Here is a 23,972-nt window from a genome sequence, read left to right on the forward strand (position 1 = left end):
TGCCGTTTAAAAATAAGGGCCATTTCCGACAAAAAGATATCCGCTATTGTAGCGATATGCGCAGGCTAGGAACAGCGGTCCGGCGAGAACCGCCGGACCAGGAGTGAAAATAGACGGGTTATTCCAGACGCAGTGCTACAAATAGCGAACGTCCATCGCGGAACAGACGCACAGGGATGGCGCGATCAGTGGGCAACGCCTCGACAATCTCTACCAGCTCATCGGACGAAGAAACGCTGCGATGATCGATACTCACCAACACGTCTCCTGAGCGAATCCCTGCCTCAGCGGCCACGCTGCCAGACTCAACCTGACGAACGATCACACCGCCGGGAATATTCAGCTGCTCGCGCATGGCGTCATCAATTTCAGCAACCATTACGCCAAGACGGGCTTGGTTATTGCTGCTGGCCTGCGCCGTCTGCTGCTCGGCATCTGGCCAGCTACCTAATTCGACTGACTCGGTTAGCTGTTCACCGTCGCGCATCAAGGTGAGCTCCACCTCGGTACCTGGGGCGCCTTTACCAATCAAGCGCGGCAGAGAGCTCGAGCGCTCGACCTCTTCACCATTGACCTCAAGGATGACATCGCCCGCTTGCAGTCCACCTTGGGCTGCGGGGCCTTCGGGGTCAAGATCAGCAATCAAGGCGCCATTAGCTCTCTCCATACCAAACGACTCTGCCAGATCATCTGAGACAGGCTGAATCATTACGCCTAGCCAACCACGATTAACGCGGCCATCTTCACGCAACTGTTCGGCTACATCCATAGCCACGTTGATGGGGATAGCAAACGACACGCCCATAAAGCCGCCGCTGCGGGTAAAGATTTGCGAGTTGATGCCGACGACTTCCCCATCCAAGTTGAACAGCGGACCGCCAGAGTTACCGGGGTTGATCGCCACATCGGTTTGAATAAACGGTACATACGCATCCCGCGGCAAGGTTCGATTAATGGCACTGACGATGCCCGCCGTAACTGAGTGATCAAACCCGAAGGGGGAACCGATGGCAGCCACCCACTCGCCGACTTTGAGTTCGTCAGAGTCGCCTAGATTGAGCGTAGGCAAGTCATTTGCGTCAATTTTCAACAATGCCACATCTGTTTGCGGATCGCTGCCAACTACCTCCGCACTCAATTCGCGACGATCATTGAGCCGCACAAGAATCTCATCGGCGTCCTGAACCACATGTGCATTGGTCATCACGTAGCCGTCCTCACTGATGACAAATCCCGAGCCTAACGACTGGCGCTCTTCTGTTCGCCCTTGCCCATTGCTTGGTGGAGCAGGAAAACTATCGCCAAAAAAGTGGCGGAAGATTTCCGGAATTTCCTGCCCACCAAAACCAGGTGCGCTGCTGCGCTGAATCGTTCGACTGGTCGAGATATTCACCACCCCAGGGGCGGCGTCTTCAACTAACTGGGTGAAATCAGGTAAACCTTGTGCGCTGGCGGCTTGGCTAAACGTTAGCAATGCCACCACACAGACCCATAGTGTGGAAGGGAGAATCAAGCGCTTCATGCAAGAGCTCCTACTTAGTGTGATAGTAACGAGGGTAGGTCAACAACTCACGGCGTAATGCCGCGGACAATTGACCAGGTGTGGGCGGAAGTGTTCCCTACGCCCGCGCATTAGATATTTAATACTTAGTGCACCGACCACCAGAGCAATAAAAAAACTCAGGGGAGCCAACCAAATCGGACTACTCACTAGCGCGACCAGACCGGATAGCAACAGCGCCAACATTAGCGGCAGACCATAAACACAAAAAGCCAGCAGCGTCACAGAGGCACGCGGCAGGCTGATGGTGACTTGGCTTCCTAGCGGGTAGTTAAGCTCAGCGTTTTCTATTTTTAGGGGAAGCGCTACGGCAATACGCTGGCTTCGCTGGCGCGCCAGCAATCCAACCCCGCACCCACGCCCCTGAGCACACTGCTCGCAGTTCTGCCGAGCGGCAATTTCAACGATTACTACCTGCGAGGTATAGCCGACAACCGTGCCAGTGCGCAGCAGAGAACTGCCAGGCAAAGAGTTACAGGGCGTGGGGGGCGACATACTTATCTACTCAGCCTCATCGACGCTTTCTTGAGGTTGACCTTCAAGCAAGTCGAAAGTGATTGAGCGCACAATACGCTGCAATGTTGCTACCGGCAGCTCACCAATGGCCACTAACTGCCAGCGCCCTTCAGCGGTGCTGGTGTGCTCAATAGCAACGGACGACACGCCCAACTGCTGCACACCTTCACGTAAGACGGTCGTTTCTTCAGACGCAATGGGCTCTACAAAGATACTCACGGTGGCTAAGCCATCGCTGTAGACACGCTGATGTTCATTATCGCCAGCAAAAGCAATCGGTTGGGCAACAAAACCATCAGGCAGCCAGGTGCTATGCCAAGGGCGCTGCCAAGAAGTGTTAACTATAACCTTCGGCGAGACCACTCGAACGCTGCCGATATACTTCTGGGGTGACTGAAGCTGGGTAATTTGAAAGGTTTCAATGATCCTGCCTTGCTGATCACTAAGTACATGCTTAAGCAGCAGGCCAGTATCCCGGTCTAACCACCACTCATGAGCAAAACGCCATTCATCAGTGGGAGTAAAAATGAGCTTGACAGCGTCGCGTCCAGCGACACGGGCTCCTTCCTCAAGCTTAATCGCGTAATAATTTTCGAGATGCGCCGCCCATTTTGCGGGCGAAGGTAGCTCACCGTCACTAGTCTCTTCGGTCCAGGCTAAGCTTCCCACTGGCGAGCGACGCTCAATGCTGACAGAAGGGCCATCTAAATACTGCACTACCTGCTGTCGGATACCGTCTTGAATACGATGAGACAGTGCTAATGTGCGCACATCGACGTCATCAATAGCCACTGCTCTGGCTTGGAAGGCATAGCAGTGGCTGGCCCATAAGCCCCGCTCCAGCCACTGCTGTGCACTACTAGGTGTCGCCTGGGGAGCTACTGCACATTCATAGCCTGCATCATTATTTGGAGGGTTATCAGTGCTTTCTGCATGCGCCTGAAATGAGAGCATACTTACAGTCACCACCAGCACTGCTATGCGCTTAGCTCGCCAGGCGTTTATCATTTCGCGCACTTCCATTTCGCGCACTCCCTACTCACCTGACAGGCATATCAATAGCGTCATTTGATTCAGCGCTGCCCTAATGGTTCGGTAACGGCTGAAGAGCGCATCAACGGCATCCAGCTGTCACCACTGCCGTAAGCAGCACTCTGAGTATGTTGCTCTAAATAGGACTGCAGCAAGCCAATCTGATCTATATCAATGTTCATGCCCTGGGAAGCGGTCACTCCCTGGGGTGGCTGCGAAGAGAAGCCAGTTTCGCTAATATTCATTAGACCACTTTGACCCGACTGGCCGCTAAGCCGAAACGACTTTGGCTCAAACATGGGCATGTCAGCACGCGTAGCCACTGCCGACTGAGAAGCCAAGCTAACAGGCTGCACCTGGGTATCCCCGTTGGAATTGGACGCTGTCGTCGCAATGTCACTACTGCCCTGGCGAACGGATGAGTCATTGCCAAAGAACTGAACGCCAGTGATCACCATCAATGACACCGCAGCTGCAACCCCAGCACCTCGGGCAAACGATATGCCTCCCGCACGGTGAGCCACAGGCTCAGCGTCTTGCATCATTGGAGCAGGCTCGTCGCGCAAACGGGCCATAATACCCGCCGAAAGGTCAACGCTTACATCTACGCCCTGCTCGCGCTGCATCATACTGCGGGCAAGGTGATAACGGCGCCAGGTATCTGCGGCATCGTCATCATTAGGCAGTGCCTTCAACACTCGGCGAAGCTCAAGCTCATCACTTTCGCCATCCATTAACACCGAAAGTGATTCCCGTGTGTTTTGACTCATACTTCACACCCTCACACTGTTTAAAAGAAGTACTGGGGTGATGGGCCATCATTCTGCGCACCACCACTCCGACGACTTCCAAGGCCAAGACTCAGTTGCACACTAATAAATTACCAACTCTCATTAGCCTACAACGCTAAGCTCATGACGCTTTGCACATTGATATATCATTTATCGATACACCGAACGTACTCATCAAGATAGTCAGGCTTTATGACGCCTTACATGCCAGACAGTTCACAAAAAAGATAAAACCTTTATTTCGGCATCCGATAGCGACCATCCTACCTACCCTCTACTGACCACTACTCATCGCGACTGTTCCGCGCGGTGGATACTAATGGCCGGATATGTTCATCAACCGCCTCGCGAGCGCGGAAAATCCGCGAACGCACGGTGCCCACCGGGCATTGCATGACCTGCGCTATATCTTCGTAAGCAAGGCCATCCAGCTCACGCAGGGTAATCGCCGTGCGTAGATCATCCGGCAGGTTTTCAATCGCCTGATAAACCGCCGCTTCTAACTGGTCTCTGGCAATCGCCGCTTCCGGCGACTCTGAATCGGCCAGCCTTCCGCTTTGGTCGATAATTTCAGCATCGACGATATCCAGATCACTTCCCGGCGGGCGTCTACCCCGTGAGACCAGATAGTTTTTCGCCGTGTTAATCGCGATGCGGTACATCCAGGTATAGAACGCACTCTCTGAGCGAAACTTGCCCAAGGCGCGATATGCCTTAATAAATGCCTCCTGGGCCACATCCTGAACTTCAGAGTGATCATGAACGTAACGACCAATCAGGCCGATAATTTTATGCTGGTACTTTTTTACCAGCAGATCGAAAGCGCGCGTATCACCTTTTTGGGCACGTTCAACAAGCTGTTGGTCTGTTTCCCGAGTGCCCATTCACACGCTCCCCCAGCTCGTACGGCGTGCGCCGAGCCCCATTCCTATTAGCCCTGATAAATGGGCGTTCACAGCAAGCAGCATAGCGTCCCTTGGGCATTGATTAATAATAGAGTTAGTAAAAGAGCGAATACATCGCCCGAGTATGTTGCTGCATTTTATAACGATATGCGGCCAGTGTTGCGCGTTCTTTGCAGCGTATCAAGCGCTTAGCCCCTTTCGCAAAACCCTGCGGCTGACACTTTTAATGCCGCTATAGTTCCACAGCAATTGATTTTTACCTGCTCGACAAGCGATAGTAGGTGCCACTTTTATCGCCCCCTCACTTTTTTCAGCCATCGCGCAAACACAGGTAGCAAGATGTCAGAACAGCAGGTTAATAACCTTAACGTCCTCGCTCAAGACGTTCTCACCACCCCAGAAGCGCTCAAAAATGCCGTGCCGTTAACCGATGCGGCAGAGCGCAGCGTAATTGAAGGTCGTCAAACCATTCAGAATATCCTGGATGGCAACGACCCGCGACTCTTAGTCGTCGTCGGCCCGTGTTCAATCCACGATGTGGAAGCCGCGCTTGATTACGCCCGTCGCCTGCGCGCGCTGGCTGATCAAGTCAGCGACAGCCTGTATATCGTGATGCGCGTCTATTTTGAAAAGCCGCGCACAACAGTGGGCTGGAAAGGCCTGATCAACGACCCGCACCTCAACGACTCTTTTGAGATCGATGAGGGCCTGCATATCGCCCGCAAACTGCTGGTCGATCTGGCCGAAATGGGCTTACCGCTCGCCACCGAAGCACTCGATCCCATCTCGCCCCAGTACCTACAGGATTGCATCAGTTGGTCAGCGATTGGCGCCCGCACCACCGAGTCGCAGACTCACCGGGAAATGGCCTCTGGCCTCTCCTGCCCGGTCGGCTTTAAAAACGGCACCGACGGCAGCCTGGATGTCGCAATCAATGCGCTCCAGTCCGTGGCCAGCCCGCACAACTTCCTGGGCATTAACCAGGCAGGCCAGGTGGCGATCATTCGCACCCGCGGCAATGCCTACGGTCACGTCGTCCTGCGCGGCGGCAACGGCAAGCCCAACTACGATAGTGTAAGCGTTGCCCTCTCTGAGAAAGAGCTTGAGAAGGCCAAGCTATCGCCCAACATTATGATCGACTGCTCCCACGCCAACTCTAATAAAGACGCGGCGCTACAGCCGCTGGTACTGGAAAACGTCACCAACCAGATTTTGGAAGGCAACACTTCCATTATCGGCTTGATGGTTGAATCCAACATTGGCTGGGGCAATCAGAAACTAACCGCAGACCTCAGCCAACTGCAGTATGGTGTGTCGATTACCGATGCCTGCATCGACTGGGACACCACGGTGGAAACCTTCAATCGCATGAACGAGAAGCTGGCCGCCACCCTGGCTAAGCGCATTGCCAAATAACACTGCGTTCAACACCTGCAAAACCCCGCTACGGCGGGGTTTTTCATTACCGGCTAATTTCGCGCCGAAACGGCGGCAACGCATCCAACAGTGCCTGCCCGTAGCGGCGGGTAATCACCCGTTTATCCAGTATTGTGATCGTCCCGCGATCACTCTCTTTGCGAATCAAACGCCCGCAAGCCTGTACCAGCTTGATAGACGCATCGGGCACGCTAATGCGCATAAACGCATTGCCGCCTTGGCTCTCTATCCACTCGGCTAGTGTCGCGCCCACGGGGTCGTCGGGCACTGCAAAGGGCAGTCGCGTAATCACCACATGGGTCAGGTAATCACCGGGCAGATCGATACCTTCGGCGAAGCTCGCCAAACCAAAGATAATACTACCAGCCCCTTTATCCACCGCCGCCCGATGGCGCTCAATAAGCTCACGCTTGGGCAGCGCATCCTGGGCAAGCACGCGTTCCTTCACACTTGCGGGCAGCGCTTTATCCACCGCCCGCAGTTGAGCGCGGGAAGAGAACAGCACCAGCGCCGCCTCGGTGTCGGCGAGTTGCGACACAAACGTGACGATGGCGCGTTCGTGTGCGTCCCTATCGCTGGGGTCGGTGGCCTCTTTGGGCACGCGCAGCACCGCATTGGCGTAATCAAACGGACTCGGCAACGCCTGATAGCGATAGCGGTTGGCCAAACCTGCCCGCTCCTGCAGGCGCTCAAAGCGCCCCAAGGCGGTCAAGGTCGCCGAGGTAACCACCGCACCGTGGCAACGTCCCCATAAATGCTTGGCCAACGTATGTGCGGCCGATACCGGACTGGCCGAAAACTCAACTTCCGGCTCCCCCGCCACACGGCTTAGGGTTATCCAGCGGGCGCTAGGTGCCTCATTGGCCACATCCTGCTCGCTAAACGCCTGCCACAAGGCATGTGCCTCAAGTGCACGTCCATGCAGCAGCGCCACCAACGGCAGCCAGGTTTCCGCCTGCTCACGGTCAAGGCCGGTCTGCTTATCGGGATCGAGGCTTTCACGCAGAATATCGCTAATGCTTTCCAGGCAGCGCGACAGCGATGCGAACATCACCAATAGCTGCTGCGCTTGCTCGCGTAGCACATCAGGCACTTGGCCCTTCTCAAAGCGCGATTGATGGGTAGCCTCTTCATCAGCCAAACCGTTGGGCCGCCCCGCAAGCTGATGCCCCATGCTAAATACATCACCCAGGGCGGGTTCCAGGTTATGGATCAGCTCTGGCAAGCTTACCAACAGGCGAGACACCGTAGGCTGAATGGCCAACGCTTGGTGAAGGTCGGTCAAACTGCTTTTCAGCGTTTTCAGCCAGCGCAAACAGCCGTGCACCGCAAAGCGGTGGGCAAAGTGAGAAAGCGCCTTCTCCGGCAGGTGGTGACCTTCGTCAAACACGAAAATGCAGTCTGCTGGGTCAGGCAGAATCGCGCCGCCACCCAAGGCCAAATCAGCCAACACAAGATCGTGGTTGGCGACGATGACATCGGCATTCTCAAGCTCCCGGCGGGAACGAAAAAACGCGCAGGCGCCAAAGTGCCCGCAGCGTCGTCCCGTGCACTGGCGGTGATCCACCGTCAGCCTGCGCCAGTGGGCATCCTCAATCGCCTCGGGCCAGTTGTCGCGATCCCCTTCCCACTCACCCTGCCCATAGGCTTGCGCCATATCACTGGCAATGACATTGAAATCGCTGCTTTGGGTTTGCAGAGACTGCTCAAACAGTGACAGCGTCGGGTTGGGTTCACTCCCCTCCAGCGCCTGATCTAACCGCGCGACACACACATAACGCCCCCGCCCTTTGGCTAACGCGTAGCGAAAGGCAAGGCCACTATGGCTGGCCAGCGAAGGTAGATCCTGGTTGAGCACCTGCTCTTGAAGCGCAACCGTCGCGGTCGAGATGATTAGCCGCTTGCCGCGCGCTTTCGCGATCGGCAAGGCGGCGAGCAGGTAGGCCAAGGTTTTGCCCGTACCAGTACCCGCCTCAAGCACACAGACATGGGTATCGCTCGTCCGCTTACCCTCGCCGTCGCTCTCGATATTACCCAGCGTGCGGGCAATTTCGGCAATCATCATGCGCTGGCCGTAGCGTGGGGTTAGCTCCAGGGAGTCCACCACGCGACGGTAAGCATCTTGAATTTCGCTTTTGAGGGCTGTATCAAGCATGCGACTTAGAGCATACCTTCCGGCGGATGCACGCAGGGCAGCTTGTCGTTGATATAGCGTTCGATTTCCGGCAGCGAGAAGGCATCCTCTTCACCGACGAAGCTGATCGACACACCCTTGGCGCCGGCGCGACCGGTACGGCCAATACGGTGTACGTAGTCTTCCGGGTCTTCCGGCAGGGTATAATTGATGACGTGACTGACATCTTCAATATGAATACCACGACCAGCCACATCGGTGGCGACCAATACCTGAATTTCGCCTTCGCGGAAGCTTTCCAGGGTTTTGATGCGCTGATTCTGGGGCACATCACCCGACAGCATCGCCGCACTGACACCGGCTTTTTTAAGCAGGTCATCCAGCTTACGCACCAAATCACGGCGGTTGCCAAACACCATGACACGCTCAAAGCTCTCCTGCTGAAGCAGATTCACCAGTAAGCGCTGCTTGTCGTCATCGGACACCAAGTACACCCGCTGATCGATATCCGCCTGGTTCTCAACGGTCACTTCGATCTCGACGTGGGCTGGGTCTAACGTCCACTGACTGGCAAGATTCAAAATGTCGTCGGTAAAGGTGGCCGAAAAGAGGAAGGTCTGACGCTCCTCTTTTTTCGGCGTGTAGCGAATAATACGCTTCACGTCGGGAATAAAGCCCATCGACAACATGCGGTCGGCTTCATCCAGCACCAATACTTCAACTTCATTGAGGTCGATATCGCGTTTCTGGTGGAAATCCAACAGCCGCCCTGGCGTTGCCACCAGAATATCGATCTTGCTACCCAGGCTTTCACGCTGCTTCTGATAGTCCATACCGCCGACCACGCTCGCCACATTGAGCTGCGTGAACCGTGCTAACGCTTTGGCATCTTTTTCAATCTGCAGTGCCAGCTCGCGGGTAGGCGCAATAATCAACGCCCGCGGCGCACCCGGCTTTTGCCCATTGGGTGTGGGCTCTTCCAGGAAGTAGGCCATCACCGAGATCAAAAAGGCCGCGGTTTTACCGGTTCCCGTTTGCGCCTTGCCGACAATGTCGCCACCTAGCAGCGTTTGGCGCAGGGCCTCAGCTTGAATAGGCGTGCAGTATTCAAACCCTTGGGCATGAATCGCGCGCATTAAGGGCAGCGGCAGATCAAAGTCATGAAAGCGCCACTTGCCGGCCACGGCAGGCACCTGAAACTGACGAAGATCCCAGTTCGACTGGCGACGACGCGGTTTACGACGGCGACGTTTTGGCTTGCGATTCTGGGCCGGGGCTGTGGTCTGTTCCGACTCGCTCATAGGCTGTCTATCTGTCCATTGCTGTGGAAGTTGGCATCATGAAGCGCGCATTGTACCAGGGCTTGGCGATAAGAGCGCGTCCTGCTGTCGAAGGAGTCCCAAGGCCTGTTAGAATAGCCGTTAAATCGACGTAAGGAGCGCGACATGACGCGTAAGAAAAAAACTCGTTCACTGGCCGACAAGGTGACTATTCGTACCGGTCGGCGCAAGGATTACAAAAAATGGCGCCACGACAACCCTGATCAAGTCGCCCCTTCGCGCCGCTTTGTGGCTAAAAAGCAGCAGCAGCGCAAACTGCAGGCAGTGCGAAAACTCGCCCGTCAGCAGAGTGGTCAAGATATCGCTATTCACCCTGAAAAAACGGATAGCGGTGCTAACAAGCCTCAGGGGGACGACTCGTAATGCGCTTGGTTTCGTTCAATATTAACGGTATTCGTGCCCGTCTTCACCAGTTACAGGCATTGATCGATACCCAGCAGCCTGACGTGATCGGCCTGCAGGAAACCAAAGTACAAGACAGCGAGTTTCCTATCGCAGACGTGGAAGCCATGGGCTACCACGTCTTTTATTACGGCCAAAAAGGCCACTATGGCGTTGCTCTGATGTGTCGTCAGGCGCCCCAAGAGGTGCTTTACGGTTTCCCCGACGATGAGGAAGACGCTCAGCGCCGCATGATTGGCGTCCGCCTGCTGGCTGAAGATGGCGAACCGGTGACGGTGTGGAACGGCTACTTCCCGCAGGGCGAAAACGTCACTCACCCGACCAAATTTCCTCATAAAGAGCGCTTTTATGGTCAGCTAGCGCGGCTGCTTAACGAACAGCACCACCCTGACGAGCGGTTGGCGATTATGGGCGATTTCAATATCTCACCGGAAGATCAGGATATCGGCATCGGTGACGCCAACCGCAAGCGCTGGCTGCGCGAAGGCAAAACCAGCTTTCAGCCTATTGAGCGCGAGTGGCTGGAAGGCATTAAAGCCTGGGGGCTATCCGACAGCTATCGTCTCTGCTATCCGCACAGCGATGACCGCTTCAGCTGGTTCGACTACCGCTCAAAAGGGTTTAACCAGGAGCCCAAGCGCGGCCTACGTATCGACTATATTCTAGTTACCAAGCCGCTAGCCGAGCAGACCACTGATGCGGGCATCGACTACGACCTGCGTGGCATGGAGCGGCCTTCCGATCATGCCCCTACTTGGAGTGACTTCGCTCTTACGCTTAAGCCCTAGTCCTTGCTACACAGCCCTGCCTACCTAGACCTTTCTAGTTAAAACTGGCCAGCCACTGCTCCGCCTCATCGTCACCTAGCGAAGAGGCGCGGGCAAAGGCTTGTTTCGCTTGACCATCCTCACCCCAGGCGTAAGCAAGTTGACCATAGGCTCGCCAGTCGGCAGCAGCTTGCGTATGCAGCGCTAAGGCTTGCCAGGCATTCAGGGCCTTCTCAACGTCTTTAGCCTGCCACCAGGCGTTAGCCAGCAAGCGCAGATGAGACTCATCGCGGACAATATCACCCTCATTCAGCGCCTGCTCTAAGTGTTCTGCCGCTCTTGCGGGGGTGCCGCCAGCGAGATGAAGTTGAACCAACAGCCAGAAATCTTCTTGCTCGGTTAACTTGCCTAATTGCCAGGCCGTCTCCCACAGGCCAGCGGCTACCCCAGATTGGCCAGCCTGCTGAGCAAGCCCCGCGGCTTGACGCCATTCGGCGGCTTCACTCTGCGCACTCAAGTCATCCAGCAGCCAGCCCAATGCCTGATCACCTTGCCCTGCATTGCGATACACAGCCAGCGTTACAGACTGCTGCGCTTCGCTTAGCTCTGGCGTCTCATTAAGTGCTTGCTCAAGCCAGTCGGCAGCTTCCTCCCAGCGCGCCTGCTGCGCCAGCAGCCGGGTTAACTGCCAGGTGGCATCACTATCCTGATGGCTGGATAACCACTCACTAAGCAGCTCAATGACCTGATCACGCTGACCGGCAGCACGGCGCAGTGAGGCTTCCTCACGTAGCCAGCGAGCCGCCTGGGCGTCATCAACACCATTTAAGCCGCGGGCAATCGCCAACCGATCTGCTGCCGCTGCGTGTTGATCCTGGCGCGCCAAGGCACCTGCCGCCAGCTGCTGATAGAGCGCGCTGGCCCATTGATCCGATTGGTTCCCCGGCGCCAAGCGCTCGGCCTGTGCGGTCGCCCGCTCTACAACGCTGGATAACGCTCCATCCTGTAGCTGGGCCTGGAGCGTATTGAGATCGTCAATCACACCGCCTTTTAGCGCAGGGCTGGCCAGCGCCGAGAAGGACCACGTGGTTAGTATTAAACAAACGCTGAGCACTAAAATCGATAAAGGACGCTGCATACCGCTACCTCAACTGAAACTCGATCCGCTGGGTGGCATTGCGTAACCGATTACTGGGTTCAAATTGCCATTGGGCAATTGCCTCGCGCGCCGCATCATCAAATACCCGGCGTGGCTGCGCATTAGTGATGCGAATAGAAGAACTATCAACACTGCCATCGCGCTGAATCGTAAAGGCTACTTCCACATAACCCTCCATACCCCGCCGCTGCGCACGTGGCGGATAGCTTGGGTTGACCCGGCTGGTCGGCGTCGCTTGGCCAACGCTGACCGGTTCGTTAGAAGGAACGGGCTCAGCTTCCGGCGCGGCTTCACGCTCGGCGGGCTCACTCTCTACTGCGTCTGAAGCGGGCGCTGGCTCAGCGGGCGCTTCCTGTGGCGGTGGTTCCGGCGCAGGCTCGGGAGTAGGCTCTGGCCGAGGCTCCGGCGTCACTTCCGTCAGTTCGGGGAGCTGACTATCCATTTGAACCGGCTCAACGGGCTCATCCGGCAGCTCTACTTCCGGCAAGCTAATAGTGCTCTCAGTTACGGGCGGTGGCTCGGGGGCTGGCATGGGCGGCGGCGCCTGCTGGGGCGCTGCTTCTACAGGCTGCGGCGTGGGCGCCTCCTGCTCAGGGGCGACTTCCGGCGCTTCAACCATCGTCATCGCCATACTCATGGTCAGCTCTTCGGGCTCCCGCTCAGGGGGGGCAACCAGCTGCGCCAGCAGCCAGAATAAGCCCACCGCCAGCACAACGCCTCCCAACAACGACAGAAGGTGGCGCATCATGACCCACTCCGACTCGCCGCCACCGCCACTTGGTCAACCCCCGCCTCGCGCAGGCGATCCATCACTTCGATCAGCAAGCCCGTGGTCGATTCACGATCCGCCTGGATAACCACCGAACCATCGTCGCTCAGCATATCGGCCACCTGCTGCCCAACCCGGTGAACATCTACCGGGCTACCATCCACCCACACAGCGCCCTCGGAGGAAACCGCGACAAGCACCTGAGCATCCGGGCGCGGGGTGGCGGCACTGGATTCAGGTCGCTCAATCTCGACACCACTCTCTTTGACAAAGCTGGTGGTGACGATAAAGAAAATCAGCATGATAAAGACCACGTCAAGCATGGGTGTCAGGTTCACCTCATTACTCTCAGCGGTTGCATCTATGGAACGGCGTCTACGCATCACTTTCCTCCAGTGCCCGCGCCAAGCGATCATGCAGCCGCTGGTCTTCGCGACGAATGACGTGCTCTAAACGACTAATAAATAACAGCCCTACCACGGCAATGGCCATACCGGTTAAGGTCGGCAGCGTCGCCCGGGCGACGCCGTCTGCCATGGCACGGGCTTGATGGGTCTCGCTCAGCGAAAGGCTATCAAACACGCTAATCATGCCCGTGACCGTGCCTAACAACCCCAGCAAAGGGCACAACGCAACCAACAGCTTTAACCATGGCAGGGGTTTGCGCAGCCTGGCGACCAATGCTTCTGCCCAAACCTGGCGCAGCGTTCGAGCACTCCAACTGGTGTGATCGCTGCGCGCCGCCCAGCGACGTAGCAATTGTCGCCGCGCTATACGCCAGGTAATTCGGTAGTACCACCAGCGCTCCATGGCCATGGCAAACACCAATACGGCCACGACGGCCAAAACCACCAGTACCGCGCCACCCGCCTCCACTAAGCGCTCAACGGGTTCGAGCCAGAGAGGAAGTGTGGACATGTTAGTTCACCACAGGTGTGTGTGATTCCAGGTGATCCGCCAAGGTGGCGCTCGCCTGCCCTTCAATCACGTGGGTTAAGTAGCGGCTGCGGCCTGCCAGCGCTGTTTGCACGAACAGCAACGGCACAGCGGTAATTAGACCCAACACGGTGGTAACCAGCGCCTGGCTAATACCGCCCGCCATTAGCTGCGGGTCGCCGGTGCCAAACACGGTAATCGCCTGAAAGGTAACGATCATGCCGGTCACTGTCCCCAGTAGACCGAGCAGCGGCGCAATGGCGGCGAGCAGTTTCACCATCGGCTGACTACGCTCTAGCTTGGGTAGTTCGGCCAATACTGCTTCGTCCAGCCGCGCTTCTAGCGCTTCAGGAGTTTGATGCTTGTCCATGCCTTCAAAGCGTAGCAGTACCCGCCCCAACGGGTTATTGGCCTGCAGTTGATCAAGGGAATGACGCTGACGTTTAACCCGCAGACTGACCAGCACCAGATAGAGGTATTGGCCAAGCCCGATGATCATGCCCAACACACCCAGTGCCACGACCACATAGCCGACATAGCCGCCCTGTTGGAAGCGCTCCCATAGGTTAGGCTGCTGGGCCAAAGCTTCCAGCACGCTGCCCTGGGTAGGATCCACCGCCATCACGTTGCTTTCGCCTTGGTAGTAATCGGCCAGTAATCCGCCAATGGCATCGGGCGTACGCGGCAAAACGACGAGGTTGCCATCGCCTTCACCACGCTCTAAAAGCTCGCTCTCGGTAAAAGCTGCGAAATCGCCCAGCCTTACTAACTCACGGGTGGTCACTTCACCGCTAGCATCAGCGACCGGCATTGAAAGCCGCTCGGCACGACCGGTGCGCGCGGTTAACGCCGCTAAATGATCCACTACATCTTCCAACTGGTGGCGCTCAAGCACTTCAACTTCATCCAAGCGCGGCGGCAGTGACCCCTCCTCTAAGGTGAGCAGGCTCTCTTCACCCAGCGCATTTCGAATCTCGGAGCTATGCCGGGCAAGATTTGCGAGCAGACCTGAAAGCGCAGCGCCCTGCTCCGCTTGGCGCTCGCTTAGCTCGCTGGCTTGATCTGTTTGCTCTGCCTGCTGAGCCGCTAACGTATCATGCTGCTGCTGGGCCTCTTCATGCTCGGCGCGCGCCTCTTCCAGTGCGGACTCTAATGCTTGCTGATCATCAAGAAAGCGCATTAACCGCTGCTGGTCTCGCGCTTGCGCCGCCTCACGAGCTTCCCGCAGCGAAGTCGCGCTCTCGGTTTGCGCCATTGATACGCCACTGACCGCTACCAGCCCCAATACAACGCAGGCATAGCCAAGTTGGCGAAGTGTTAGCCGACGCATGGATAGGCGACTATCGGGTTGGCGGTTAACTGTTAGGCTGAAACGACTCATGGTTGCTCTCCCTGCAGGTCATTGGCACTGATCGAGAGCGGCAAGGTGAGTAGATCCGGAGCGCGCTGATCTTCCGCCATGCGCAACCCACTGCGCACTTCACGCAGGTATTCATCTTCCAGCGGCTCCCATGCGCCACTTTCAGCATTCCACACACCGCCTTCACGGCCGTCAGGGGTTAGGTAATAAAAGCCAATACGCCCGATGCGCAAGAAATCCACTTCGCGCTCGCGGTTATCCTGGCGTAAGCGCCCCCGCCAGCTATCCATCTCCTGCCCATAATCAAGTTCAACGCGCCACGCTTCGAGCAGCCCATTAATACGTTCAATGGTATTTTGACCCTGCTCGTCGGGCTGACGCTCAACCCGCGCCAACCGCTCTTCGCGCAGAAATGGCAGGTCACGTTCGATCCACTGACTAAGCTGCACCGACATATTTTGTTCGATGACAGGCAGCGCGGCACGGGTCTCTTCCAACGTATCCAGCGCAGTTGCCAGCCGCTGCTGGCGCTCAGCCTCTTCCGCCAAGCGTCCTGTCAGCGAAGCATTATCAGCCGCTAACTGGCGGGTTTCGCGCTCTAAACGACGTAGCTCTTCCAACTGTTCGCGGGTTTGCTCATCGGCAGCGTCTATCTGCTCTTGAAGCGCTGCCTGGGCCTGTTGGGCTTCTACACTTTCGGCTGCTTGAGCCACTGCTTGTTCACTTGCCAATAGCGTGCCACTGGCCAGCACTCCCGCTAGCCACCATCCACGCAAGGCAAAGAAAGGCCTGTTCAGCACGTCGACTCTCCGTCACTGAGTAGCGGGCGGCGGACACCGCCCCACTAGAAACTAATTGGGTATCAGAACGATTTGCGTTTATCTTTTACGAGCCATAGCCTACCACTAATAGAAGAAATGACAATATTTATCATTAACAATCAATGGATTTTGCGGCGTTTAAACCCCGGCCTTCATCGTAATTTGCGCTCGGCCTACCCGCTTGCTCGGGTTTTGGGATGGGGATGGAATAACTGTAGATAACCTAGGGAGGCGCTATGACTGACGAAACACTCAACCAGTTACGCTCACAGATTTCGACGCTCTCAGAATCGGAGCGTGCAGCGCTGGCTCACGAACTCATCATAAGCCTGGACGGCCCACAAGATAATTCAGCTGAACAAGCCTGGAACGATGAGATTATTCAGCGCGCCTCCAAAGTCAGAAGCGGCAATGCCACTTTACTGAGCCGCGAAGAGTTCCGGCAGCAGATGCGAGTGGGGCTAGCAACCGCTCGCCGAGAGAAGAATAACGCATTGACCCGAAAACTGTAGCGGACAAGTATTCACTAGCACCCAAGGATAACCACGTCGATATTAGAAGCATCACACAACCGCCTATAATCGGCCACTACGGCCTTCCACTCATTACGACTTGTAAAGTTTTCCTGGGCAAATCTTCATTATTCATAATCATTGGATCTCGCTAGCCTTTCCTTAGTAACAAACCCACTAAGGAGAGATTCCAATGACACCAAATACAATCACAATCCCCCGTTTTCGCCCAAGCGTGACCGCCTTAGGGCTGCCCTTGCTTTTCATCGTAATGTGGAGCTCTGGCTACGTGGCTGGCAAAGCAGCCCTGCCCTTTGTCGGACCGTACACCATGATCTTTCTGCGCTTCTCTAGTGCCGCCTTGGTGCTACTAATGGTCGCCGTTGCAACACGCGCACCGTGGCCAAAAAAGTGGAAGGACGTTGGACACATTGCGGTTGTCGGGCTGCTGATTCAAGCAATGCAGTTCTCGGGACTCTATACCGGTATCAATCTCGGCGTGAGCGCTGGGGTTTCGGCGCTCATCGTCGGCACAATGCCCATCTTCGTTGCACTTGGCGCCAGCGCTTTTCTGTCTGAACGCATAAAGTCACATCAATGGGTTGGGCTTCTAATTGGTCTAGTAGGTGTTGCGTTGGTTGTTTCAGAAAAGTTCTCTTTCGGAGAGGCGACGGTCGGGGGATATATCGCTATCCTCTTCGCCCTTCTTGGTATCACGCTTGGCACGCTTTACCAGAAGAAATTTTGTACGAGCATGGATCTACGTACGGGTGGATTCATTCAACTAAGTGTCGCAGCAAGCTTTGCTTTTGTTGCAGCCTATGCACTTGAAGACCTGTACTTCCAAGTCACGCCTACTTTCTTATTCGCGACAAGCTGGATGAGCCTTGTGAACTCGATCGGAGCCATCAGCGTGCTTTACGTCATGATTCGTCGTGGCGAGGCAAGCAAAGTGGCCAGCCTCTTCTACCTCATACCCGGCATGACTGCCCTTATGGCCTTTGTGCTTCTTGGCGAAACACTTCAACCGTTAGCCATGATTGGCTTTACAGTGACCGCTTTCGGGGTTTATCTGAATAACCGCTAGCGATTCCACCTTACCGCAGTTATATCGCGCATGACTCTTGGAGAGTCGTAGTTTCTACTTCCTGCTGTTCATGAGAGTTCCAGCAGCGACGAATAAGCCGAATTAGCCACTCAAATTGATCGAGCTCAACGGTGGCAGCAGTTGTAATGCTGATTCGTACATCCGGCAGCGCAGGGAGTTGTTGCAAATTTATCGGAGAGACGAGCCCATACTGCGAGGGAGTAACCGGCAAAGCACTCACACCCAGGCCAGCCTTGATCGCTGCAAGTAGATCGCCTAAATCACGCGCCTCGTAGACTATGCGCCCTAGCAACTGATTTTGCTTGAGTTCATTAATTTGAAGGTCTCGTAGCATGCAAGGTGGAGAGAATACAACGAGAGGAATCTCATTGCTGGAGTCAAGCAAAAATCCTGAGGCACCTACCCAGGAAAGGCGTCGGTCAGACAACCGGACGCCTTTTTGCACATTCGAATGCAATGTTTCTAGAGCGTCGACAGCAATGAGCATATCAAGCTGACCATCATTGAGCCTACGCTGCAGTTTCGTTGATCGCCCCAACTGAGGAATGATGCGAATACCTTCTTGCTCAAAACACAAAGAGGCCAGCATGATAGGCAGGTAATCTTGGGCAAAATATTCCGATACTCCCAAGCGAATCTCTGTTGTCACCCCGCGGTGTTGCCCGAGCTTATCGAAAGCTTCGTCGTTGAGGGCAAGGATCTGCCGTGCATACCATAGAAAGAGCTCGCCAGCCTCTGTAAGACGTTTTCGTCGGCCATGAGTTTCGAAAAGAGTATTATCGAGCTGCCCCTCAAGACGACGCACATGGTGAGAAACAGCCGATTGAGTTAGATGCAAGGCCTGAGCCGCTTCGGAAAACCCACCGCAGTCGTTTATGGATACCAGCGTACGCAATAGCGTTGTGTCTAAATTAGCCTTTCGCGCTGTCTTTATTATGTCTGTCATGAGCCCCCACTCCCCAAAAGTGCATGTTCTTTTATACGCTTGTAGAGGAATTAAACACAACCAGACAATTAGTTTCGCAGAGGAGACAACCAAACGGCGCTGATGCAATCGCCCCCGAGCTAGATACGCTTAAGGTACTGAGAAATCAACACTAACTGACCACTACGTACTCTTTTGTCAGCGGTGCCAACGGTAGCTGCCAAGCCTCTTCTCGGGTTACCCATCTTGCTTCGGCGATTTCAGCCGCCGCTTCGACAGGCTCATCAATAACCAAGCTAAACAGATGCGCTTCAAGCGCCATGCCCGGCTCATTAGCGGCGGGAGCGCTGTGCACGCCTAGCGGGATCAATTGATCCTCGCTAACATGCAAGCCCAACTCCTCCTTCAGTTCGCGGCACAGCGCTTCTAACGCGCTTTCACCCGCATCGATCTTGCCGCCGGGCTGCATAAAGAAAGACGTATTGTGCTTACGCACTAATAGCAAACGCCCATCGGGGTCGCTTACGACGGCAGCGGCGATCTTCAATAGGTTAGCTTCGCTAGCTGACATACATCCTCCTCTATGCCCATGACTTCATGCCCATAACTTCCGGTGATATTAAAACGCCCAGTCGTCGTCTTCGGTGGCGACGGCTTTGCCGATGACGTAGGAGGAACCGGAGCCGGAGAAGAAGTCGTGGTTCTCATCGGCGTTGGGCGACAGCGCCGCCATGATAGTCGGATCCACATCGGTGACGCTGCTGGGGAACAGCGGCTCGAAGCCTAGGTTCATCAGCGCTTTGTTGGCGTTGTAGTGAAGGAATTTTTTCACGTCTTCACTCAGGCCTACCTCGTCATACAGCGACTCGGTATAGCGCACTTCGTTGTCGTACAGTTCCAACAGCAGCTCGTAGGCATAATCTTTCACTTCCTGCTGACGCGCGGGTGTCGCTTCCGCCATTGCCTGCTGGAATTTGTAGCCAATGTAGTAGCCGTGTACCGCTTCATCGCGAATGATGAGACGGATCAGGTCGGCGGTGTTGGTCAACTTGGCATGGCTTGACCAGTACATCGGCAGGTAGAAGCCAGAATAGAACAGAAACGACTCAAGGAAAACGCTGGCGACTTTGCGCATCAGCGGATCGTCAGAGCGGTAACGCTCTAAAATCAGCTGGGATTTTGCCTGTAGCGTGGGGTTCTCTTCGCTCCAGCGAAAGGCGTCGTCCACATCGCGGGTGGTGCACAGCGTCGAGAAAATCGAGCTGTAGGAGCGCGCGTGCACCGACTCCATAAAGGCGATGTTGGTGTAAACCGCCTCTTCGTGGGGAGTGCGAGCATCTTCCATTAATACCGGTGCACCGACGCTGCTCTGAATGGTATCGAGCAGCGTGAGACCGGTAAACACACGAATCGTCAGCTGTTTTTCTTTTTCAGTCAGAGTATTCCATGACTGAATATCGTTAGACAGCGGCACCTTTTCGGGCAACCAAAAATTACTCGTTAAGCGGTTCCACACTTCCAGGTCTTTATCATCCTGGAGTCGGTTCCAGTTAATCGCATCAACCCGCGATAAACGTTGCATGGTGTTCATATCACTCTCTCAAAGCCCGGCCATCACAGCCGGGCTAGCAAAGCTTGGTTATATAAGCAGGGTTATAAAAAACTAACGCTCAAAAAAACCTAATGCGTCGACGCGATTACAGCGTGCACGACACACAGCCTTCCACCTCAGTGCCTTCTAGCGCACTTTGACGCAAGCGGATGTAGTAAAGCGTTTTGATACCTTTGCGCCAGGCGTAAATTTGCGCCTTATTGATATCCCGGGTGCTTGCGGTGTCCGGGAAGAACAGCGTCAGCGATAGGCCTTGATCGACGTGCTGTGAGGCTTCCGCATAGGTGTCGATGATCTTTTCCGGGCCAATTTCGTAGGCGTCCTGGAAATAGTCAAAATTGGCTTCATCCAGGAAAGGTGCGGGATAGTAAACACGCCCTAATTTGCCCTCTTTACGAATCTCGATTCTCGCCGCCACCGGATGAATACTGGAGGTGGAGTTGTTGATATAGGAGATCGAGCCTGTGGGCGGCACCGCCTGCAGGTTACGATTGTATAAACCGTGGGCCATGACCGAGGCTTTAAGCTCCTTCCAATCGTCTTGAGTCGGCAGCGCGATACCGCTGCGCTCAAACAGCCCACGTACTTTTTCGGTACGTGGCAGCCACGCCTGATCGGTATACTTATCAAAGAAGCTACCCGAGGCGTAGGTGGAATCGGCAAAACCTGCGAAGGTGTCTTTATGCTCAATGGCCAATCGGTTCGACGCGCGGATTGCATGGAAGGCCACGCAGTAGAAATAGAGATTGGTAAAATCCAAGCCCTCATCAGAACCGTAGTAGATATGTTCACGCGCCAAATAGCCGTGCAGGTTCATCTGGCCCAAGCCGATCGCCCGGGACTTCGCATTGCCTTCGGCAATCGACGGAACGCTGCGCAGATTGCTCATTTCCGAAACGGCGGTAAGGCCGCGAATGGCGATATCCACGCTGGTGCCGAGATCGCCTGAGTCCATGACTTTGGCTATGTTCATGGAGCCCAGGTTGCAGGAGATATCCTGGCCAATATGGCGGTAACCCAAGTCGTCGTCATACTCCGTAGGCGTATTCACCTGAAGTATTTCAGAGCACAGGTTACTCATGTTAATGCGGCCAGCAATTGGATTGGCGCGGTTCACCGTATCTTCGAACATCAGGTAAGGATAACCGGACTCAAACTGCAGCTCGGCCAGCACCTGGAAAAATGCTCGGGCGTTAATCTTGTGCTTGCGGATACGCGCATCGGCGACCATTTCCTGGTACTTCTCGGTAACGCTGATGTCGCCAAAGGGGACGCCGTAAACGCGCTCTACATCGTAGGGCGAGAACAGGTACATATCGTCGTTGCGCTTGGCGAGCTCAAAAGTAATATCCGGAATCGTCACGCCCAGCGAAAGCGTTTTGATACGAATTTTCTCATCAGCGTTTTCACGCTTGGTATCCAAAAAGCGCAGGATATCCGGGTGGTGAGCGTTGAGATACACTGCTCCGGCGCCCTGACGCGCCCCCAGCTGATTAGCATAGGAGAAGGCATCTTCCAGCAGTTTCATAATCGGGATGATGCCCGACGATTGGTTTTCGATGCGCTTGATGGGGGCACCCGACTCACGAATATTGCTGAGCAGGAACGCTACGCCGCCGCCACGCTTGGAGAGCTGCAGGGCGGAGTTAATCGCCCGGCCAATCGACTCCATATTGTCTTCAATACGCAGCAGAAAGCACGACACCAGCTCACCGCGCTGCTGCTTACCACAGTTCAAAAAGGTCGGCGTCGCGGGCTGGAAACGACCGCTAATAATTTCATCCACCAGCGACTTCGCCAGCGTTTCGTCACCCCGCGCCAGGGTCAGCGCGACCATGCAGACGCGGTCTTCGTAACGCTCTAAGTAGCGCTTGCCGTCAAACGTCTTCAGCGTATAGCTGGTGTAGTACTTAAAAGCGCCCAAAAAACTGGGGAAGCGAAACTTATACGCATAGGCCTGCTCGAACAGCGCCTTGATAAAGGCGAAGCTGTACTGGGCCAGCATTTCTGCTTCGTAGTACTGCTCTTCGACTAAGTAATCGAGCTTTTCCTCTAACGAGTGGAAAAACACTGTGTTCTGGTTAACGTGTTGCAAAAAGTACTGGCGCGCCGCTTCGCGATCTTTATCCAGCTGCAGCTCGCCATTGGCCCCGTACAGGTTGAGCATGGCATTGAGGGCGTGGTAATCCAGCGTGCGCGCTTCAGAAGTAGCCGCAGGCCGTTTTGCCTCAACATTTTTAGGGGTTAAATCTTTAGAGGCTGTGTCTTTAGAGGCTAGGCTTGTCGTTTCCAAAACTCTTCTACTCCTTTGCGGACGTTGGCCACGTCGTCGTCGGTGCCAAACAGTTCGAATCGATACAGCAGCGGCACGTTGCACTTTTTGGCGATAATGCGGCCAGCAAGGCCATAGGCTTCGCCAAAATTAGTATTGCCCGCTGCAATGACCCCCCGCAGGAGGCTCCGATTATGCGTGTCGTTGAGAAAGTGGATTACCTGTTTGGGCACCGCACCCTGCTCACTTCCCCCACCATAAGTGGGGGTAATTAAAATATACGGCTGGGTGACACGTGGAACAGGCTCGTCTCGATTCAGCGGCAGTCGCTTTGCGGCAAAACCAAGCTTTTCTACAAAACGATGGGTATTGCCTGATTTAGTAGAGAAGTACACCAAACTGTCGGCCGCAGGCGCGGATGTGCAACTTGCCAGCATTTAGATGACTTAAGCCAGCGCTTGAATACGGTCTGGACGGAAACCCGACCAGTGATCTTCGCCGACTACCACGACGGGAAGCTGGCGATAGCCCAGCGCTTCAACTTCTTCTTGGGCACCAGATTCAGCGGTAATATCGATGACGGTGTACTCAAGCCCCTGCTTGTCTAGCGCGCGGTAAGTCGCGGTACACTGAACACAAGCTGGCTTGCTATAAATTTGGATTTCCATGGCCATTTTCCTTTTCATAGCGGCATTTTTCGGGTAGAGCACATCTAGTGCCCGCCCCCTCTAGAAGATACAACGCATACTATATATAGACCAATAGAAAATCAATTCAAGCATATGTGGTATTTTTCATCCACAGGTTATTGACAACTAATACCCCACGTTATCCCAGGCAATAAAAAAACCGCCCACTAAAAAATGGACGGTTTTTTCACAGCGCCGCGAGGCGGCGCAGCTAGCGGATCATAGCAATATTAGCTAATCGCCGCCTGGTAACGACGCTCAACGTCTTCCCAGTTAACAACGTTAAAGAACGCTGCAATATAGTCAGGACGCTTATTTTGATACTTCAGGTAGTAGGCATGTTCCCAAACATCCAGACCCAGCAACGGCGTGTTGCCGTGCATCAGCGGGCTGTCTTGGTTCAGGGTGTTTTCTACCACCAATTTCTTTTCAGGGGTAATGGATAGCCATGCCCAACCGCTACCGAAACGGCCAACAGCCGCTTTTTTGAACTCTTCTTTAAAGGCTTCCAGACCGCCCAGTTCAGCGTCAATGGCTTTCGCCACATCGCCCTGTGGGTTGCCACCGCCGTTTGGCGACATCATCTGCCAAAACATAGAGTGGTTGGCGTGGCCGCCACCGTTGTTGATAACGGCTTGGCGCTTGGCTTCTGGAACGCGATCCAGATTAGCGACCAACTCTTCGACGGGTACATCTTCAAGACCTGTGCCTTCCAGCGTGGCGTTCAGGTTGTTGATGTAGGTTTGATGGTGACGAGAGTGGTGAATTTCCATCGTCATCGCATCGATATTCGGTTCGAGAGCGTCATATGCGTACGGCAGTTCGGGTAATGTATGTGCCATATCATCATCTCCTTGAGTGGCTTTCGTTGCTTTCACTTAACTATGTGCGGACAGCCCGCAGCTTTTTCAACCACCGGGGTGG

Annotated in this window: 25 protein-coding genes; 5 read left to right on the forward strand and 20 right to left on the reverse strand. The window is 55.0% G+C overall.

The annotated features are described in order from the left end of the window. Positions 1–118: 118 nt before the first annotated feature. The 5 genes from ACT3UM_RS17535 to rpoE form a co-directional block, all read right to left on the reverse strand. Positions 119–1,522: a DegQ family serine endoprotease gene (locus tag ACT3UM_RS17535; protein ID WP_498900908.1), complete on the reverse strand. Its 1,404-nt coding sequence runs from the start codon at positions 1,520–1,522 to the stop codon at positions 119–121. Between the two features lie 39 nt (positions 1,523–1,561). Beyond that, complete coding sequence (locus tag ACT3UM_RS17540) at positions 1,562–2,056, reverse strand: SoxR reducing system RseC family protein (protein ID WP_498900910.1); 495 nt, start codon at positions 2,054–2,056, stop codon at positions 1,562–1,564. A 6-nt stretch (positions 2,057–2,062) separates the two neighbouring features. Next, positions 2,063–3,100, reverse strand: a complete 1,038-nt coding sequence (locus tag ACT3UM_RS17545) for a MucB/RseB C-terminal domain-containing protein (protein WP_498900912.1) — start codon at positions 3,098–3,100, stop codon at positions 2,063–2,065. Positions 3,101–3,150: 50 nt separating this feature from the next. Then, on the reverse strand, positions 3,151–3,879 hold the full coding sequence (locus ACT3UM_RS17550) for a sigma-E factor negative regulatory protein (protein ID WP_498900914.1): 729 nt from the start codon (positions 3,877–3,879) through the stop codon (positions 3,151–3,153). Between the two features lie 305 nt (positions 3,880–4,184). Then, complete coding sequence (rpoE, locus tag ACT3UM_RS17555; RefSeq protein WP_035578604.1) at positions 4,185–4,784, reverse strand: RNA polymerase sigma factor RpoE; 600 nt, start codon at positions 4,782–4,784, stop codon at positions 4,185–4,187. Positions 4,785–5,144: 360 nt separating this feature from the next. Between rpoE and ACT3UM_RS17560 the strand changes: the two genes are divergently transcribed. After that, positions 5,145–6,221 (forward strand): 3-deoxy-7-phosphoheptulonate synthase, encoded by a 1,077-nt coding sequence (locus ACT3UM_RS17560; RefSeq protein ID WP_035578602.1) that lies wholly within the window; start codon positions 5,145–5,147, stop codon positions 6,219–6,221. Positions 6,222–6,267: 46 nt separating this feature from the next. On the opposite strand, the gene dinG is transcribed toward ACT3UM_RS17560, so the two are convergent. Both dinG and rhlB read right to left on the reverse strand, forming a co-directional pair. After that, entirely contained in the window at positions 6,268–8,397 is a 2,130-nt protein-coding gene (gene dinG, locus ACT3UM_RS17565; protein ID WP_498900917.1) for an ATP-dependent DNA helicase DinG, read from the reverse strand. Between the two features lie 5 nt (positions 8,398–8,402). After that, the gene (gene rhlB, locus ACT3UM_RS17570; RefSeq protein ID WP_240716578.1) at positions 8,403–9,677 is read right to left on the reverse strand and encodes an ATP-dependent RNA helicase RhlB; all 1,275 of its coding nucleotides are present in this window, start codon (positions 9,675–9,677) and stop codon (positions 8,403–8,405) included. Between the two features lie 144 nt (positions 9,678–9,821). Here rhlB and ACT3UM_RS17575 point away from each other — a divergent pair, with 144 nt between their 5' ends. Continuing rightward, the gene (locus ACT3UM_RS17575; protein WP_498900920.1) at positions 9,822–10,079 is read left to right on the forward strand and encodes a hypothetical protein; all 258 of its coding nucleotides are present in this window, start codon (positions 9,822–9,824) and stop codon (positions 10,077–10,079) included. Then, complete coding sequence (xthA, locus tag ACT3UM_RS17580) at positions 10,079–10,906, forward strand: exodeoxyribonuclease III (protein ID WP_498900921.1); 828 nt, start codon at positions 10,079–10,081, stop codon at positions 10,904–10,906. Before ACT3UM_RS17575 ends, xthA begins: the two co-directional genes overlap by 1 nt. A gap of 34 nt (positions 10,907–10,940) precedes the next feature. Here xthA and ACT3UM_RS17585 read toward each other — a convergent pair whose 3' ends face one another. Genes ACT3UM_RS17585 through ACT3UM_RS17610 form a run of 6 tightly spaced genes read right to left on the reverse strand, consistent with a single transcriptional unit; the run spans position 10,941 to position 15,909 of the window. Continuing rightward, a complete protein-coding gene (locus ACT3UM_RS17585; protein WP_498900923.1) occupies positions 10,941–12,023 on the reverse strand; it encodes a tetratricopeptide repeat protein in 1,083 nt (360 codons plus the stop codon). Between the two features lie 4 nt (positions 12,024–12,027). Further along, positions 12,028–12,792 carry an energy transducer TonB gene (locus ACT3UM_RS17590; RefSeq protein ID WP_498900925.1) on the reverse strand — a complete coding sequence of 255 codons (765 nt, stop codon included), beginning with the start codon at positions 12,790–12,792 and terminating at the stop codon, positions 12,028–12,030. Then, positions 12,789–13,196: an ExbD/TolR family protein gene (locus ACT3UM_RS17595; RefSeq protein WP_498900927.1), complete on the reverse strand. Its 408-nt coding sequence runs from the start codon at positions 13,194–13,196 to the stop codon at positions 12,789–12,791. The genes ACT3UM_RS17590 and ACT3UM_RS17595 overlap by 4 nt, the downstream gene beginning before the upstream one ends. Continuing rightward, the gene (locus ACT3UM_RS17600) at positions 13,189–13,731 is read right to left on the reverse strand and encodes a MotA/TolQ/ExbB proton channel family protein (RefSeq protein WP_035578586.1); all 543 of its coding nucleotides are present in this window, start codon (positions 13,729–13,731) and stop codon (positions 13,189–13,191) included. Before ACT3UM_RS17600 ends, ACT3UM_RS17595 begins: the two co-directional genes overlap by 8 nt. Before the next feature lies 1 nt (position 13,732). Beyond that, complete coding sequence (locus tag ACT3UM_RS17605) at positions 13,733–15,079, reverse strand: MotA/TolQ/ExbB proton channel family protein (RefSeq protein WP_498901056.1); 1,347 nt, start codon at positions 15,077–15,079, stop codon at positions 13,733–13,735. Between the two features lie 47 nt (positions 15,080–15,126). Next, positions 15,127–15,909, reverse strand: coding sequence for a DUF3450 domain-containing protein (locus tag ACT3UM_RS17610; protein ID WP_498900930.1), 783 nt, complete (start codon positions 15,907–15,909; stop codon positions 15,127–15,129). Positions 15,910–16,166: 257 nt separating this feature from the next. Here ACT3UM_RS17610 and ACT3UM_RS17615 point away from each other — a divergent pair, with 257 nt between their 5' ends. Together ACT3UM_RS17615 and ACT3UM_RS17620 are read left to right on the forward strand one after the other, a co-directional pair. Continuing rightward, positions 16,167–16,442, forward strand: coding sequence for an addiction module protein (locus ACT3UM_RS17615; protein WP_498900932.1), 276 nt, complete (start codon positions 16,167–16,169; stop codon positions 16,440–16,442). A 193-nt stretch (positions 16,443–16,635) separates the two neighbouring features. Beyond that, positions 16,636–17,529, forward strand: a complete 894-nt coding sequence (locus ACT3UM_RS17620; RefSeq protein ID WP_498900934.1) for a DMT family transporter — start codon at positions 16,636–16,638, stop codon at positions 17,527–17,529. Positions 17,530–17,548: 19 nt separating this feature from the next. On the opposite strand, the gene ACT3UM_RS17625 is transcribed toward ACT3UM_RS17620, so the two are convergent. The 7 genes from ACT3UM_RS17625 to ACT3UM_RS17655 all read right to left on the reverse strand — a co-directional run bounded on the left by ACT3UM_RS17625 (position 17,549) and on the right by ACT3UM_RS17655 (position 23,890). Further along, positions 17,549–18,496, reverse strand: a complete 948-nt coding sequence (locus ACT3UM_RS17625; RefSeq protein ID WP_498900936.1) for a LysR family transcriptional regulator — start codon at positions 18,494–18,496, stop codon at positions 17,549–17,551. A 151-nt stretch (positions 18,497–18,647) separates the two neighbouring features. Then, a complete protein-coding gene (locus ACT3UM_RS17630) occupies positions 18,648–19,046 on the reverse strand; it encodes an NUDIX hydrolase (RefSeq protein WP_498900938.1) in 399 nt (132 codons plus the stop codon). 48 nt (positions 19,047–19,094) lie between these two features. Beyond that, positions 19,095–20,066, reverse strand: a complete 972-nt coding sequence (gene nrdF / locus ACT3UM_RS17635; protein ID WP_007114779.1) for a class 1b ribonucleoside-diphosphate reductase subunit beta — start codon at positions 20,064–20,066, stop codon at positions 19,095–19,097. A gap of 106 nt (positions 20,067–20,172) precedes the next feature. After that, entirely contained in the window at positions 20,173–22,380 is a 2,208-nt protein-coding gene (gene nrdE / locus ACT3UM_RS17640; RefSeq protein WP_498900941.1) for a class 1b ribonucleoside-diphosphate reductase subunit alpha, read from the reverse strand. Next, on the reverse strand, positions 22,362–22,796 hold the full coding sequence (gene nrdI, locus ACT3UM_RS17645) for a class Ib ribonucleoside-diphosphate reductase assembly flavoprotein NrdI (protein ID WP_498900943.1): 435 nt from the start codon (positions 22,794–22,796) through the stop codon (positions 22,362–22,364). Before nrdI ends, nrdE begins: the two co-directional genes overlap by 19 nt. Positions 22,797–22,805: 9 nt before the next feature. Beyond that, entirely contained in the window at positions 22,806–23,027 is a 222-nt protein-coding gene (nrdH, locus tag ACT3UM_RS17650) for a glutaredoxin-like protein NrdH (RefSeq protein ID WP_035578578.1), read from the reverse strand. Positions 23,028–23,278: 251 nt separating this feature from the next. After that, positions 23,279–23,890: a superoxide dismutase gene (locus ACT3UM_RS17655; RefSeq protein WP_273193214.1), complete on the reverse strand. Its 612-nt coding sequence runs from the start codon at positions 23,888–23,890 to the stop codon at positions 23,279–23,281. Between the last annotated feature and the right edge of the window lie 82 nt (positions 23,891–23,972).

It is taken from the genome of Halomonas sp. AOP13-D3-9, assembly GCF_052379125.1.
GTDB lineage: Bacteria > Pseudomonadota > Gammaproteobacteria > Pseudomonadales > Halomonadaceae > Vreelandella.

Bases quoted from the DNA above. Each gene is read 5' to 3' on its own strand.
- ACT3UM_RS17600 (WP_035578586.1), bottom strand. From the start codon at position 13,731: ATGTCCACACTTCCTCTCTGGCTCGAACCCGTTGAGCGCTTAGTGGAG.
- ACT3UM_RS17540 (WP_498900910.1), bottom strand. From the start codon at position 2,056: ATGTCGCCCCCCACGCCCTGTAACTCTTTGCCTGGCAGTTCTCTGCTG.
- ACT3UM_RS17590 (WP_498900925.1), bottom strand. From the start codon at position 12,792: ATGATGCGCCACCTTCTGTCGTTGTTGGGAGGCGTTGTGCTGGCGGTG.
- ACT3UM_RS17560 (WP_035578602.1), top strand. From the start codon at position 5,145: ATGTCAGAACAGCAGGTTAATAACCTTAACGTCCTCGCTCAAGACGTT.
- ACT3UM_RS17585 (WP_498900923.1), bottom strand. From the start codon at position 12,023: ATGCAGCGTCCTTTATCGATTTTAGTGCTCAGCGTTTGTTTAATACTA.
- ACT3UM_RS17655 (WP_273193214.1), bottom strand. From the start codon at position 23,890: ATGGCACATACATTACCCGAACTGCCGTACGCATATGACGCTCTCGAA.
- ACT3UM_RS17630 (WP_498900938.1), bottom strand. From the start codon at position 19,046: ATGTCAGCTAGCGAAGCTAACCTATTGAAGATCGCCGCTGCCGTCGTA.
- rhlB (WP_240716578.1), bottom strand. From the start codon at position 9,677: ATGAGCGAGTCGGAACAGACCACAGCCCCGGCCCAGAATCGCAAGCCA.
- ACT3UM_RS17605 (WP_498901056.1), bottom strand. From the start codon at position 15,079: ATGCGTCGGCTAACACTTCGCCAACTTGGCTATGCCTGCGTTGTATTG.
- ACT3UM_RS17535 (WP_498900908.1), bottom strand. From the start codon at position 1,522: ATGAAGCGCTTGATTCTCCCTTCCACACTATGGGTCTGTGTGGTGGCA.
- nrdF (WP_007114779.1), bottom strand. From the start codon at position 20,066: ATGAACACCATGCAACGTTTATCGCGGGTTGATGCGATTAACTGGAAC.
- ACT3UM_RS17550 (WP_498900914.1), bottom strand. From the start codon at position 3,879: ATGAGTCAAAACACACGGGAATCACTTTCGGTGTTAATGGATGGCGAA.
- ACT3UM_RS17620 (WP_498900934.1), top strand. From the start codon at position 16,636: ATGACACCAAATACAATCACAATCCCCCGTTTTCGCCCAAGCGTGACC.
- xthA (WP_498900921.1), top strand. From the start codon at position 10,079: ATGCGCTTGGTTTCGTTCAATATTAACGGTATTCGTGCCCGTCTTCAC.
- nrdI (WP_498900943.1), bottom strand. From the start codon at position 22,796: ATGCTGGCAAGTTGCACATCCGCGCCTGCGGCCGACAGTTTGGTGTAC.
- ACT3UM_RS17615 (WP_498900932.1), top strand. From the start codon at position 16,167: ATGACTGACGAAACACTCAACCAGTTACGCTCACAGATTTCGACGCTC.
- rpoE (WP_035578604.1), bottom strand. From the start codon at position 4,784: ATGGGCACTCGGGAAACAGACCAACAGCTTGTTGAACGTGCCCAAAAA.
- ACT3UM_RS17595 (WP_498900927.1), bottom strand. From the start codon at position 13,196: ATGCGTAGACGCCGTTCCATAGATGCAACCGCTGAGAGTAATGAGGTG.
- ACT3UM_RS17575 (WP_498900920.1), top strand. From the start codon at position 9,822: ATGACGCGTAAGAAAAAAACTCGTTCACTGGCCGACAAGGTGACTATT.
- ACT3UM_RS17625 (WP_498900936.1), bottom strand. From the start codon at position 18,496: ATGACAGACATAATAAAGACAGCGCGAAAGGCTAATTTAGACACAACG.
- nrdH (WP_035578578.1), bottom strand. From the start codon at position 23,027: ATGGAAATCCAAATTTATAGCAAGCCAGCTTGTGTTCAGTGTACCGCG.
- dinG (WP_498900917.1), bottom strand. From the start codon at position 8,397: ATGCTTGATACAGCCCTCAAAAGCGAAATTCAAGATGCTTACCGTCGC.
- ACT3UM_RS17545 (WP_498900912.1), bottom strand. From the start codon at position 3,100: ATGGAAGTGCGCGAAATGATAAACGCCTGGCGAGCTAAGCGCATAGCA.